The sequence below is a fragment of the Nonomuraea turkmeniaca genome (genome assembly GCF_005889735.1).
Classification (GTDB): domain Bacteria; phylum Actinomycetota; class Actinomycetes; order Streptosporangiales; family Streptosporangiaceae; genus Nonomuraea; species Nonomuraea turkmeniaca.
Genome location: NZ_VCKY01000052.1, coordinates 37,937 through 51,096 on the forward strand (window position 1 = coordinate 37,937; position 13,160 = coordinate 51,096).

14 protein-coding genes and 1 pseudogene are annotated in these 13,160 nt (G+C 69.6%); 8 read left to right on the top strand and 7 right to left on the bottom strand.

From position 1 onward, the window contains the following. Positions 1–163 precede the first annotated feature (163 nt). From ETD86_RS17650 to ETD86_RS17685, 8 genes are read left to right on the top strand one after another with little or no spacing between them, the layout of a single operon-like run. Positions 164–511: an NADH-quinone oxidoreductase subunit A gene (locus ETD86_RS17650; protein WP_138667241.1), complete on the top strand. Its 348-nt coding sequence runs from the start codon at positions 164–166 to the stop codon at positions 509–511. Beyond that, the gene (locus ETD86_RS17655) at positions 508–1,668 is read left to right on the top strand and encodes a hypothetical protein (RefSeq protein ID WP_138667242.1); all 1,161 of its coding nucleotides are present in this window, start codon (positions 508–510) and stop codon (positions 1,666–1,668) included. The genes ETD86_RS17650 and ETD86_RS17655 overlap by 4 nt, the downstream gene beginning before the upstream one ends. Continuing rightward, entirely contained in the window at positions 1,661–2,539 is an 879-nt protein-coding gene (locus ETD86_RS17660; protein ID WP_138667243.1) for a complex I subunit 1 family protein, read from the top strand. The genes ETD86_RS17655 and ETD86_RS17660 overlap by 8 nt, the downstream gene beginning before the upstream one ends. Beyond that, positions 2,539–3,165, top strand: coding sequence for an NADH-quinone oxidoreductase subunit J (locus ETD86_RS17665; RefSeq protein ID WP_138667244.1), 627 nt, complete (start codon positions 2,539–2,541; stop codon positions 3,163–3,165). Before ETD86_RS17660 ends, ETD86_RS17665 begins: the two co-directional genes overlap by 1 nt. Continuing rightward, positions 3,162–3,467, top strand: coding sequence for an NADH-quinone oxidoreductase subunit NuoK (gene nuoK, locus ETD86_RS17670; RefSeq protein WP_138667245.1), 306 nt, complete (start codon positions 3,162–3,164; stop codon positions 3,465–3,467). Before ETD86_RS17665 ends, nuoK begins: the two co-directional genes overlap by 4 nt. Continuing rightward, positions 3,464–5,269, top strand: coding sequence for an NADH-quinone oxidoreductase subunit 5 family protein (locus ETD86_RS17675; RefSeq protein ID WP_138667246.1), 1,806 nt, complete (start codon positions 3,464–3,466; stop codon positions 5,267–5,269). Before nuoK ends, ETD86_RS17675 begins: the two co-directional genes overlap by 4 nt. Then, positions 5,266–6,729 (top strand): complex I subunit 4 family protein, encoded by a 1,464-nt coding sequence (locus tag ETD86_RS17680; protein ID WP_246147972.1) that lies wholly within the window; start codon positions 5,266–5,268, stop codon positions 6,727–6,729. The genes ETD86_RS17675 and ETD86_RS17680 overlap by 4 nt, the downstream gene beginning before the upstream one ends. Beyond that, a complete protein-coding gene (locus ETD86_RS17685; protein ID WP_138667247.1) occupies positions 6,726–8,102 on the top strand; it encodes an NADH-quinone oxidoreductase subunit N in 1,377 nt (458 codons plus the stop codon). Before ETD86_RS17680 ends, ETD86_RS17685 begins: the two co-directional genes overlap by 4 nt. Here ETD86_RS17685 and ETD86_RS17690 read toward each other — a convergent pair. The 7 genes and pseudogenes from ETD86_RS17690 to ETD86_RS17715 all read right to left on the bottom strand — a co-directional run. Continuing rightward, positions 8,099–8,812 (bottom strand): FAD binding domain-containing protein, encoded by a 714-nt coding sequence (locus ETD86_RS17690; protein ID WP_170223129.1) that lies wholly within the window; start codon positions 8,810–8,812, stop codon positions 8,099–8,101. The genes ETD86_RS17685 and ETD86_RS17690 overlap by 4 nt on opposite strands. Before the next feature lie 85 nt (positions 8,813–8,897). Beyond that, positions 8,898–9,080 (bottom strand): annotated as a pseudogene (locus tag ETD86_RS58200) (2Fe-2S iron-sulfur cluster-binding protein); the annotation flags it as partial. Positions 9,081–9,098: 18 nt separating this feature from the next. After that, positions 9,099–9,245, bottom strand: coding sequence for a (2Fe-2S)-binding protein (locus tag ETD86_RS58205; protein ID WP_246147973.1), 147 nt, complete (start codon positions 9,243–9,245; stop codon positions 9,099–9,101). A gap of 57 nt (positions 9,246–9,302) precedes the next feature. After that, the gene (locus ETD86_RS17700) at positions 9,303–10,058 is read right to left on the bottom strand and encodes a (2Fe-2S)-binding protein (protein ID WP_138667249.1); all 756 of its coding nucleotides are present in this window, start codon (positions 10,056–10,058) and stop codon (positions 9,303–9,305) included. Between the two features lie 14 nt (positions 10,059–10,072). Further along, entirely contained in the window at positions 10,073–11,770 is a 1,698-nt protein-coding gene (locus ETD86_RS17705) for an ABC transporter ATP-binding protein (RefSeq protein WP_138667250.1), read from the bottom strand. Next, complete coding sequence (locus ETD86_RS17710) at positions 11,767–12,618, bottom strand: ABC transporter permease (protein WP_138667251.1); 852 nt, start codon at positions 12,616–12,618, stop codon at positions 11,767–11,769. The genes ETD86_RS17705 and ETD86_RS17710 overlap by 4 nt, the downstream gene beginning before the upstream one ends. Beyond that, positions 12,615–13,160, bottom strand: a 546-nt coding sequence (locus ETD86_RS17715) for an ABC transporter permease (protein WP_170223130.1), incomplete at its 5' end; no start/stop codon positions are given. The genes ETD86_RS17710 and ETD86_RS17715, both read right to left, overlap by 4 nt.

Consider the following 13,160-nt stretch of genomic DNA (forward strand, 5'->3'; position numbering starts at 1 on the left):
GTAAGTCCGTCATGAATGCCACCGCCAAGCCGGGCCTCTCTACGCGGACGATGGGTGAAGGCGGTCCGCCGCCGAGACGCTGGGATGTGCCCGAGCGCGTAAATGATTGTCAGAAGCCATAGCGGGAACTACGGATCTTAGTAGACATTCTGGGGGAAGGTCGATGGCACCCTGGGCGGCCGTTCTCGGCCTGGTGGCCCTGCTCGCCGTCGGTGTGCTCGCGATCTATCTGGTCTCCCTGGTCATCAGCCCCCGTGGAACGCTCGGCACGGGTCCGTTCCTGTCCGGGACGCGGCCACAAGAGCATGCCCTCTCCCGCTACCACGTGCGCTGGTACGCCGTCACCCTGGTCTTCCTGGCCTTCGACATGGAGATGGTCTTCATGTACCCCTGGGCGCTCGTCGTCGCCGAAGTGGGTCCTGTGGCCGTGGTGGAGATGTTCATCTTCCTCGGCCTCCTGATGGTCGGCGTGGTCTACGCCTGGCGGGAGGGGGCCTTCCGGTGGTCGTGACGGAGTGGCTCCTCAAGCGGGCCGCGGACCATCCTCGGCCGTTCGTCGTCTCCGCTGAGCACGGCACCCGGGCTCGGCTGCTCGGCGAGGCCGAGATCGCGCGGCGGCGATGGCGGCCCGCGGAGCCGGCGAGCGAAGCCGACCTCCTCGTCATCTGTGGCACTCCCGGCGAAGAGTTCGAAGCGGCGATCCGTACGGTCTGGGACGACCTGCCAGGACCACGCGCGCGAGTCGATCTGCCCAGCGACGCCACTCCACCGTCGATCGGTCAGGCGCTAAATCGTGCGGTCGCCCACCTGGCCGACAAGGACGCACAGTGGAGGGATGCCGCTGCTCGGGCGGGCAAGCCATGGTCACCCGATGCGGACCGGAACAGCGACTCCCACACGCCGGACGGGGGTTCATCCCATCACGGCCATGATTCGCATGCGAGTCACGGACAGGAACATGACGACGACGGGCATGAGGGCGGTCACCACGAGCACCACATGGGCAATCCCGGTGGCCTGCCCATGGCAGGTCGTGGCCCCGATCGTGACGGGCTGAGCTTGGACCGCTTGCACGTCTCCATAGGGCCGATCTTGTCGGATTGGCCGCGTGGCTTGGTGGTGGAGAGCGTCCTGCAAGGCGACGTGATCCAGGACGCCGCCGTCAGGTGGCTGGGGAGCGGCGAGTCGTTCTGGGCCGAGCCCTGGAACAAGGCGGCGGCCGGCCACCCGGTGACGCGCGCCGAGGCCGGGCGGCGGCAGGCTGCCGCCTACCTCGACAGCCTGGGCCGATTGCTGTCGGTTTCTGGATGGTCTGGTGCCGCGAGGCGCGCCAGGGCGCTGAGGGATCGCCTGCTCGCTGACGCACCGCGTGCCGAGCTCGCCGCGCCGTACAGGAGCTTCGAAAGACAGGTGCGTCGCTCCAGAACCCTGCGCTGGATGTTGCGCGACGTCGGATCGATCGAGGACGGCGACGCGGTGTCCAGGCTGGACGGGTGGCTGACCCGGACGCGGGCGGCGATCGATGCCCTCGAGGACGAAACGCCGCTCGACGGCGCACCTCCGGTCAGGCACACGTTGCACCCCGGGCTGCTCGTCGGCGGAGAGCTGGCCACGGCGAGGCTGATCATCGCCAGCCTCGATCCAGAACCGGCGGTCGCTCATGCTTGAAGGCGCAGTTCTTCTGCTGGCACTCGTCGGCCTCGGGCTTTCCGCCGCTTGTCTCGACGCCAGGCTGGGTGGGGCCCAGGTGGGTGCCCCGTTCGGCGAAGTGGCGCGGCTGCTCGTCCAGCAGCGTCGGCGCACGTTGCTGCGTGACACACTCCTCCTGCGGATCGGCGTTATCAGCCTGATCGTCGCACCGGTGCTGGCTGGAATCGTGATCCCACTGGGCGACGCCCCTGTCGCGGATCTGGCCGTGGGCATCGTCTGGTTCAACGCCATGGAGGTGTGCGTCTGGGGGTCGCTCTGGCTCACCGGCTGGGCGGTCAATTCGGTGTATCCGCTGGCCGGCGCCTACCGGCTCGTCGCCCAGGGGCTGGCGTACGAGCTGCCGCACATGTTCGCGCTGATCACGGTGGCGCTCGGTGCGGGGTCGCTGCGGATGGGCGACGCGGTGCAGGCGCAGCAGGGACTCTGGTTCGTGGTGTGGATGCCGATCGCGTTTCTGATCTATCTGGTGTCCGCGCTGGCGATGGCGTTCTGGGGGCCGATGAGCCAGCCGGTGGGCACTGATCTCGCAGGTGGCGTGCGTGCCGAGTTGTCGGGGCCTGATCGGCTGCTCTTCCAGGCAGGGCGTTATGCGCTGCTGGTGGTGGCCGCCGCGGCGGCCGTACCGCTGTTCCTGGGGGGTGGTGCGGGCCCGGTGTTGCCGAGCTGGTTGTGGGTGCTGGTCAAGACGGCGGCTGTGCTGGGGCTGCTGGTCTGGGTACGGCATCGCGTGCCCGCCATCAGGATGGATCGCTTCACCCAGGCGTCCTGGCTGGTGTTGATCCCGCTGTCGCTCGTTCAGCTGCTCGTCGTCGGAATCGTGGTGTTGTGATGGCCGTCGCCTTCTGGATTCTGGCCGTCGTGTCCGTGGCCGCCGGGATCGTGGTGTTCGTCGTCGACTCGATGGCGCGGGCGACGTTCGCCCTCCTCGCCTCCCTGCTGGCGGTCGGGGCGGCGTTCCTGCTCATCGACCTGGAGTATCTCGGCGTCCTGATCATCCTGATGATGGTCATGGAGATGCTGATCATGGCGGTCTTCATGATCATGTACATGATGAACCCGGCGGGTCTCATGCCGATGAAGATGGTCCACAACAACCGTGGGGCCGTGATCATATCGGGGGCGGTCTTCGTCCTCCTGACGGCGGGGATCTTCCTCACGTCCTGGCCACAGCGCAGAGGCGAGCCTCCAGCCGATCCCACCCGCGAGCTCGGGATGGCGATCATGGGATCGAAGATGCTCGTCATGATGGTCATCGGTGTGGCCATCCTCGCGACGATGATCTCGACCGTCGTGCTCGCCACTCATCGGGGTCGGTACGACCGCTACGGGGAGGACCTGAAGCGCCGCCGCCCGCTCGACCCTGGCCCAGGCCAAGGCCCGGGGCTCCCCGCCGCCGAGCACCATCACGGGCACGGTTCGTGCGGCTCGCCCGATCCTCGCGAGGAGTCCGGATGACGCTCCAGTCCTTCCTCTTGCTGGGTGCCGCGTTGTTCGCGGTCGGTCTGTACGGCGCGCTGTCCCAGCAGTCGATCGTGATGCTGATGATGGGCCTGGAGCTGATGATCAATGGGCTGATCGTGGCCGGTGGCGCGTTCTGGTACTTCCTGGCTCCCGAGACCGCCGACGGCCAGGTCCTCGTCCTGGTGGCGATCACGGTGATGGCCCTGGAGATGGCCATGGGCTTCGCCGTCGTCACCGCGCTCTTCCGGGCGCGGGAGGTCGACCTGACGGATGAGGCGAAGGACCTGAAGGGATGAACATCCTCGTCTTGCTGCTTCCGGCGCTTCCGATCGTCTCCGGCGGTGCGTTGATCATCCTTCGGCGGGCCGGACCCGCGATCGGGCTCCTCGTCGCCTCGGCTACCGTGCTCCTGGCCATCTGGGCCGCGATCCAGCGTCCCGCCATGACCATCGAGTTGTTCGCCGGTTTCGAGTCGGGGCTGGCGGTCGACGGGCTGTCGGCGGTCATGGTGGTCACCGTGTCGGTGGTCGCGCTGGCGGTTCTCGTCTTCGCTGCGGGCGAGATCCGCGAGTCCACGGGCCGGTTCTTCGGCCTGATGCTGATCTTCATGGGCGCGATGCTGGTCACCGTCACCGCTACGGACCTCGTCCTGTTGCTGATGGCGTGGGAAGTCATGGGCGCCATGTCCTACGCACTGATCGGCTTCTGGTGGCGCGAGCGGGATCGGGTGCGCTCGGGGACGATCGCCTTCGTCACCACCCGCGCGGGCGACATGGGGCTCTACCTGGCCGCCGGCTGCGCTATCGCGGGATCGCACTCGCTGAACCTGACCGGTTTGACCGCCACGAGCTCTCCATGGCTGGACCTCGTGGCGGCCGGTCTAGTCGCGGCCGCGCTGGGGAAGTCGGCGCAGCTGCCCTTTTCCTTCTGGCTGTCGCGTGCGATGGCGGGCCCGAGCCCGGTGTCGGCGCTGCTGCACTCGGCCACGATGGTCGCCGCGGGCGCCTATCTGCTTCTGCGTACGCAATCGGTGCTGGTGGCGACCGGCTGGGCAGCGACCGTCGTTGCCTGGGTCGGTGCGCTGACGGCGCTGCTGCTCGGCGCTGTCGCGTTCGCGCAACGTGACCTCAAGCAGTTGCTGGCCGCCTCCACGTGCGCGCAGATCGGGTTCATGGTGCTGGCCGCGGGCGTCTCGGCGATCGCCGGGGGCGCGGCTCACCTGGTCGCGCACGCGGCGGTCAAGAGCCTGCTCTTCTTGGGAGCCGGAGCTTGGCTGACCGCGCTCGGCACTGAGCACCTGCCAGAACTTCAGGGTGCCGCGCGGCGGTATCCCCTCGTCGGCGTCACTTTCGGGGTCGGCGCTTTGGCGCTGGCCGGATTGCCGCCCTTGTCGCTGTGGGTGACCAAGGACATGGTGCTCGCCGCAGTGGGCGATCCCGCTCTGCATGCGGTGGCGCTGGCTGCGGCCGTGCTCTCTGCCGCGTACGCCGCCAAGGCGCTGATCGCCGTATGGTCGCCCGAGGCGGCGCGGCGTGACGGAGCCCGGATCAGGCTGCTCGAACGCCTGCCGCTGCCTCTGCTCGCCCTGCTCGCCGCGACGCTGGGGATCATCGGGCTCCTCTTTGGCGGCTGGACCCGCCTGCTCAACGCGGCCGGACCCCTTCCCGGGGCGGGCGAGCTGGCCGCGTCGGGCGTGTTGGCCCTGGCCGTGGTGATGCTGGTGATCGGGGTAAGGCTGCGCCGGCGAGCGGAGCTCGAAGCCGGCGCCTTCTTGGCCGGCTGGTTGGGCCTGGAGCCGCTCGCGGTGGCGGTGGTCTGGCAGCCCTTGATGGTGGTGGCCAAGGCGCTGGCGCGTTTCGACGATGCGGTGATCGATGGCGTGGTGCGTGCCGTGTCCCGCGGCGGGATGGCGATGGCCAGGTTCGCCCGGTCGCCCTTCGAAACCGGCGTGGACGGCGTCGTCCGCGGCACGGCGGCGATGGCCGGGCGGCTGGGCAAGTTGGCCAGGAAGCCGCAGACCGGCCAGGTCCACACCTACCTCGCCCAGGCGACGGTGGCCGTCGCCCTGCTGGCGATCGTGATCATGTTGGTGAGGTGACCGTGCTTTCGTTGACCGTTTTCCTGCCGCTGCTGGCCGCGGCGCTGCTGGCCGTGCCGCGGCTGCCGGCCTGCTGGATCTGGGTAGCCGCCGCGGCGGCCGACCTGGTGCTGGTCGTGGTCATGTGGCTCGGCTACCGCGGAGGGATCGGTTACGAGGAACGGCTGCGCTGGATCCCGTCGGTGGGCGCGGGCTACCACGTCGGCGTCGACGGTCTGTCCTTGCCGTTGATCGCGCTCACCGCGGTGCTGTTCCTCTCGTGCGCGATCTATTCGCTGACGCAGGCAGAGCGGCCCAAGTCGTACGCCGCGCTCTTCCTGTTCCTGCAGACGGTCTCCACGGGCCTGTTCGCGGCTTTGGACCTGCTGCTGTTCTTCGTCTTCTTCGACCTGTCGATCGTGGGCATGTACTTCGTGATCGTCGGCTGGGGCCACGGGGACCGGGCCCGCTCGGCGCTGAAGTTCTTCCTCTACACCTTTCTCGGCTCGCTCGCTCTCCTGCTGGGCTTCATCGGTCTCTACCTCGGCAGCGATCCGCGCACCTTCGACATCGTCGACCTGACCGCGAGCCCGCCGGAGGCGGGCGCGTTGGTGCTGCTGGCCGTCGGCATCGGGCTGGCGGTCAAGACGCCGACCGTGCCCTTCCACACCTGGCTACCCCCGGCGCACACCGACGCCCCCGCCGCCGGCTCCGCGATCTTGGCGGGAATCCTGCTCAAGATGGGCACGTACGGCTTCGCGAGAATCGCCCTGCCCCTGCTCCCCGGGCCGTGGCGGCAGTACGCATGGGTGATCATCGTCGTCGGAGTGGTCAGCGTTCTGTACGGCGCGCTCGTCGCCCTGGCGCAGCAGAACATCAAGCGGCTGATCGCCTACACCTCTGTCAACCACATGGGCTACATCGTGCTGGCCTTGGGCGCCGCCGGGCTCGCGGCAGGCGATGTCCAGGCCAGGCAACTCGCGGTCACCGGCGCGGTCACCCAGATGGTCAGCCACGGCCTGATCACCGGTGCGTTGTTCCTGCTCACCGGCATCCTCTGGGATCGGGCGCACAGCTACGACCTCGATCGGTTCGGGGGGATCGCGGCCAGCGCCCGGACGTTCACCCTGATGACCGCCGTGGCCGCTTTCGCCTCGCTGGGACTGCCCGGGCTGTCCGGCTTCATCGCCGAGTTTCAGATCTTCGCAGGCGTGATAGGAACCGGCATGACCGGCGCGGTCGTGGCCGGTGGGCTGAGCATCGTGGGCATCCTGATCACTGCCGCCTTGCTGCTGCGGCTTCTGCAGAAGGCGTTCCTCGGTCCTCTGGGAGAGCTGCGCGTCTCCGAAGCCCAGCCACACGAGGTGGCCTCGATCGCCCCGTTGCTGGTCCTGTCCTTGGTGATCGGCATTGTGCCGGGCTGGCTGCTCGATTTCATCGAACCGTTCTCGGCGGCGCTGGTTACCGGGGTGAGCCGATGACCGGCATGACCGAGAACCCCGTCGACCTCCTGCCCGAGTTGCTCATCCTGGCCGGAGCCGTGATCGGGCTGCTCGCCGGGTTGTTCCTGCCGCGCGGGCGGCAACGATGGGTGGGCTGGATCTGCGGGATCGCGCTGGTGGCCGCGCTGGCCGCCACCTCGGTCGCGGCTCTCCGGCCGGACACGATGGCCTTCGAGGCCTACTCGGTGGATCTGCTGACCCATGTGGCCAGGGCCACGGTCATCGTCGCGAACTTCCTCGTCCTCGTTCTGGCCGCTGGATGGGCGCGGGGCAACAGCCGCGAGACCGAGGTCTACGTGCTGTTCATGCTGGCCGCGCTCGGCACGGTCATCCTGGCGGGCGCCGGCGACCTGCTCGTTCTCGTCGCCGCGTACCTGCTGGCGAGCATCCCCGCCTACGCGCTGGCCGGGTTCGCCAAGGACGAGGCAGGCACCGAGGCCGCGCTCAAGTACTTCCTGATGGGCGCCTTCCTCGGCGTGCTCATGCTGGCCGGGGTCACCCTGCTCTACGGTCTCGCCGGGACGACGGCATACCAGGACTTCGGTCCGGTTCGGGGTGGAGCGGCCGGGCTCGCCGTGGTGCTCCTGCTCGGGGGCCTGTTGTTCAAGGCCGGGGGAGTGCCGGCGCACTTCTGGGTGCCCGACGTGACGGAGGGTGCCTCGCGGACGGTCGCGGCCTTTGTCACCACCGTCCCCAAGATCGGTGCCTTCGTCGCTCTGTTCCGTCTGGCCGTCGAGGTCTTCGCCGGCCTGGAGATCGGCTGGCGGCCGCTGATCGCGATCATTGCCGCGGCCACGATGACGCTGGGTAACCTGGCCGCCTTCCACCAGGACAACGTGCGCCGCCTGCTGGCGTACTCGACCATCAGCCAGGCCGGATACCTGCTCGTCCCCATCGCCATGGCCGGGCAGAGCGACCTCGCCGAACCGGCGTTGCTGTTCTACGTGGCCGCGTACGCGATCACCAACCTGGGCGCCTTCGCGGTCGTGCTCGCGGTGGGCGAGGACCGGCTGGCTGGCTACGCCGGGCTGGCCCGCCGCTCGCCCGGCCTGGTCCTCGCGCTGATCGTCTGCCTGCTTGGGCTGGTCGGCACGCCACCTACGGCCGTTTTCGTGGGCAAGGTGCTGGTCTTCGCCGCCGCCTGGGACGGCGGCTACGCCTGGTTGGCCGTGGTCGCCGCGATCAACACCGTGGCGAGCGTCTTCTACTACCTCCGCTGGATCCGGCCCGCCTTCCAACCCGGAGATGCGATCACCGTCGCAACACGCGCGGCCCGGATCGTGTACGTCGCCGCCGCGGTCTCGCTCCTCCTCGGCGTCGGCAGCGGCGTCGTGCTAGCCAATGCCCTCTAGCAGCTTGTCCGGTGTGAAGGGACCGGATGCGGGTGCCGGTGGCGTGGTAGATCGCGTTGGCCAGAGCCGCGGCCACGCCACGATGCCCAGCTCGCGCGCAGCATGGTCTCCACCTGCGGTGTCTCCCCCGGCAGGAGGTGAAAATCCGTGACCGGCACGCTCCGGTCGCCTTCGGGGCCGGTGAGATTGACGGTCGCGTCGAGCGCCGCCAGCGCCACGCACATGTCGGAGGGATGCACCGCCACGCAGCTCGGACTCGCTCCCAAAATGGCGTGCCCGCGGTTGAACCCGGCGAGCGCGTCACAACCCGCACCGGGCGTCCGCTTGTTGCAGGCGGCGCCGAGGTCGTAGAAGTAACGGCAGCGTGTCCGCTGCAGCAGATTGCCACCGACCGTCGCCCGGTTCCGCACCTGCGGCGAGGCTCCCTTCAGGAGAGCCCGCGCGAGTATCGGGTAGCGCCGGCGGACCCGGTCGTCGGCGGCCACCTGCGCGTTACGGGCCAGCGCACCCAGGCGTAGCCCGCCGTCCGGAACGTCCTCGATGGCCGACAGCGGCAGACGGGAGATGTCGACGACCTGCTCGGGCCGCTCCACCTCTTCGCGCATGAGGTCGAACAGGTTCGTCCCGCCGGCCAGGTATCGCACCTGCGGGCCCGCCAGTCCGACGGCCTCGGCCACGTCGGTTGCTCGTACGTAGGCGAACTCCCTCATGCCTCGGCCACCTCCCGGATGGCGGCACGATGGCGTTGTAGGCGCCGCACCTGCACAGGTTGCCCGCCATCCGCTCCCTGATCTCGTCGTCGGTGAGCGCCGCGGTCCCGGTCAGGTCCTCGGTCACCGCGCTCGGCCGGCCGTCGCGGTGTTCGGCCAGCATCGCGACGATTGAGCAGATCTGCCCAGAGGTGCAGTAGCCGCACTGGAATCCATCGTGCGCGAGGAACGCCTCCTGCACCTGGGCGCCCAGCTCGTGACCCGCCATGGCCTCGATGGTGACGATCTACACGCCGTCGCACTGCACGGCGGGCGTCAGGCGCGCGTTGATCCGCTCGCCGTCGGCGAGAACCGTGCAGGCTCCGCAGGCACCCTGATCCTCCAGGGACAGCTCATGCTGCTGCCCGTTCACGTTCATGTGGACCGGGATCATCAAGGCCTCCGAATATCTCGTACATCGGTGTACGACTTATCGGTATCACCCTACCCGTCAATGCGGGACTACACCGTTGGCGAGCACTCGCCGGTAGTTCGCCACGCGGTCTTCGACGGTGTCCAGGCAGCAACTGGAGCACTTCACCTTCTCTGCCGAGGTGTAGTAGAGGCAGCAGGTGTTGCGCAGGTAGAAGAGTCCTTCCCGCTCGCCTTCCCTGAGCCGGATCACCTCGCCGAGGCGGTCGAGCCCGCCGGTGGCGGCGGCGAGAAAGGTCTGGTAGGCGCTCTCCAGCTGGTCGACGTCGCCACCGCGCCGGCTGGCGATGCAGAAGGCGGCCGCGCAGCCATGGGCCACGCCGCCGTAGAGCTGACGCAACCCTGCTCGGGTACGGAGGTGCATGGCCCGGGCGAGGGGCAGCAGGTGATCGTCCAGCACCCAGGCGACCAGGGTCTCCACGGGCGCGTCGGTGACGGTGGGTTCGCGGAGGGCGACGGCCTCGAAGCCGTGATGCGGGGAGAGCCGGATGGCGACGTTGTGCGGCCGCATGTCGATCACCACGCCGTCGACCGCCCAGGCCAGCACGGCGGCCGCGGTCACGGTGCCCGCGTACACCGCCATCACGGTCAGTGCGGTCGCGTGATCGGAGACCTGGCCGCTGGCCCGTCGCTCGGCCTCCAGCACCTGTTTCAGCTCCGCGGACCACGGATCGAGCAGCCGGTCACAGGCGAGCCAGTCCTCTCCCGGCGCCAGCCCGCGCTGGAGCTGGAAGCGGTCGCCGAAGGATTCCAGGCGTGCGAAGACGTCTGTCACTCTGTCCATCCTTGTCAGGTCTGAGCTGCTTCAAGCAGTTGGGCCGTGTACGGGTGGGAAGGCGCGCTGGCAAGGTCGGCGGACAGCCCGTGCTCGACGACGGTGCCGCTGCGCAGCACCACGATCCGGTCGCACGACTGCACCGCCTCTCCGAGGTCGTGGGTGACGAACAGGACGGCGAGGCCGCGCTCGACGGCCAGCGTGCGGAGCGTGGTGGCGATGCCGGCGCGGGTGGAGACGTCCAGCATCGAGGTGGCCTCGTCGGCGATCAGGAGGATGGGGTCGGCCGCCAGCGCCCGGGCGATGGACACGCGCTGCCGCTGCCCGCCCGACAGCTGGCCGGGGAAGCGCTGCAGGAACTCGTCCGTCACCGGCAGCCCGGCCGCGCTCACCGCGTCCCGCATCCGCGCGGCCCGGTGCTCCCGCGGGGTGCCCGTCGTCACCAGGGGTTCGGCCACCAGACTCGCCACTCGCATCCCGGGGTGGAGCGCGTCGTAGGGGTCCTGGTGGACGAAGCCGATCCGCTGCTGCAGGCGGCGCAGCGCGCGGCCGCGCCGCGTGGTGAGCTCCTCGCCCGCGATCTCGACCCGGCCGCTCGACGGGCGCAGCAGGCCCAGGATGATCCTGGCCAAAGTGCTCTTGCCGGAGCCGCTCTCGCCCACGAGCGCCACGATCTCTCCGGCGTGGATGTCGAGATCGACGCCACGCAGCGCCTCTACGGTCCTGGACCGCGTCCGGTAGCGGTGATGGACACCGGCCACGCGGACCACCGGAGCTCCCAGCGGGTGGTCGCCTTGTGGAACTACCGGGAATGTGGGCTTGTCGTGATGATGGCAGGCCACCTGTGCGGTGCCGTGCGAGCGCAGTTGCGGTGCTTCCTCGGCGCACAGGCTGGTGGCCAGCGGGCAGCGCGGGGCGAACCGGCACCCTTCCGGCAGCAGGTCGAGCGCGGGCGCGGAGCCGGGAATGCTCCCCCACGGCACCTTCCGGTCCGCGACCGGCGTGGCGGTGAGCAGGCCCGCGGTGTACGGGTGAGCGTGCTCGGCGGCCAGCGTGCCGGCTGGGCGCACCTCGGCGAGGCGGCCCGCGTACATGACCGCGACCCGGTCCGCGTACGGCATCAGCCCGGCGAGGTCGTGCGAGACGATCAGCATGGTGGTGCCGAGACCTGCGAGCAGGGCGAGGACCTGCCGCTGCGTGATCGCGTCCAGCCCGGTGGTGGGCTCGTCGGCGATCAGCAGCCGTGGCTCGCCCGCCAGCGCCAGGGCGATCGCCACCCGTTGCCGCTGGCCTCCGGACAGCTCGTGCGCGTAACACCGCAGCATGGCCGGTGGGAGCCCGACGCGTTCCAGCAGTTCGGCCGGTTCCGCGTGGCCGCCGTGCAGGGTGAGCATCTCGGTGAGCTGGGCGCCGATCCGGTGCACCGGGCTGAGGCCGGTCATCGCGCCCTGCGGCACGATGGCGACCCGGCGGCCGCGGATGTCCTTCCAGTCGGTACGCCCGGCCAGCTCGTCCTCACCGAGACACGCGGAGCCGGTGACGGAAGCGGTGCGGGGGAGCAGCCCGAGCAGGGCGCGGGCGAGCGAGGTCTTGCCGCAGCCGCTCTCGCCCACGAGCGCGACGACCTCGCCTTCCGCGACGTCCAGGCTGATTGCGTCCACCGCCGTCAGGCCGCCGTAGGAGATGGTGAGGTCGCGCAGTGACAGCGTCATCGGGTGGCCTCCCTGAGCGCGGGGTTGAGGCGTTCCTCGACGGCGGTGCCGATGAGGGCCAGGGCCAGCACGGTGAGCGTGATCGCGGCGCCCGGCGGCAGCGCCCACCAGAGCCAGGCCTCCGACAGGAACACGCCGTTGGTCTGCACCCAGAACAGCGTGGTGCCCCAGCTCGGTGCGGTCGGGTCCCCAAGTCCGAGGAACGACAGGGTCGCGTCGTAGATGACGGCACGCATCGCCGTACGGACGAAGACCGGGATGAGCAGCGGCCCGATCAGGTAGGAGCCGTGCCGCAGGAGCAGCCACCAGCGCGGCGCCCCCATCGCGCGGGCCACCTCCAGGTGGCCGCGCGACCACGCGGTCAGCACGGCGGCCCGCAGCACCCGAGCCGGGACCGGCCACAGGATCAAGGCCAGGATCGTCACCCGCGTGCCGAAGGACTGGCCGAGGAACGCCGCCGCGAGGATGTAGAGGATCAGCTCGGGCAGCACCAGCATGACGTCGGTGCCGCGCATCAGCGTGGCCGACAGCCAGCGCGGCCCGATTCCGGCCGCCCCGCCCACCAGCGCGGCGAGCACGGTGGTGGCCGCCGCCACGATGAAGGCCAGGCTCAGCGAGGCGCCGGCGCCGACGATGAGCTGGTCGAGCAGGTTCCTGCCGAGATCGTCGGCCCCGAGCGGCAGCCCCGCTCCCGGAGGGGCGTAGGGCTGCGCCACCCGGGCGCGACCCGCGTCGTCGGGCAGCAGCGTGCCATACAGCGCGACGCCGACGATCGCGGCCAGGATCCCGGCGCCGATCAGCCCTTGCGTGCCGAGGAGGTTGCGGCGGGGCGCGCGCAGGAACATCATCGGCCGCCTCCGGTTCTGACACGGGGATCGAGCAACGGGTACGTGGCGTCCGCCACCGCGTTCATCAGCACGACCATCAGCGTCAGCACCAGGAACGCGCCCTGCATCAGCGGATAGTCGCGGGCCGCGATCGCGTCGAAGGTCAGGCGGCCGAGCCCGGGATAGGCGAAAACGGTCTCCACCACGATCGAGCCCGCAGCCAGGAAGCCGATCTCCATCATGAGGATCGTGTGCACGGGCAGCAGTGCGGGCCGCAGCGCATGCCGCCTGACGAGCCGCCCATACGGGACGCCGCGGGCGTGCGCGTGCTGAATCGGCTCACTGGTCAGCACCGTCAGCAACGACGACCTCGTATAGAGGAACAGATAGCCCATCCCGGTCAGCGTCAGGGTGCTCACCGGCAGGATCAGATGCAGCAGCACGCCGGAGACCGTCACGCCCTCGACGCCCGACACACCGAACGTCGGCAGTACCTGCAGCTGCACCCCGAACAGGACGATGAGCAACATACCCAGCCAGAACTGGGGGAACGAGTCCAGCAC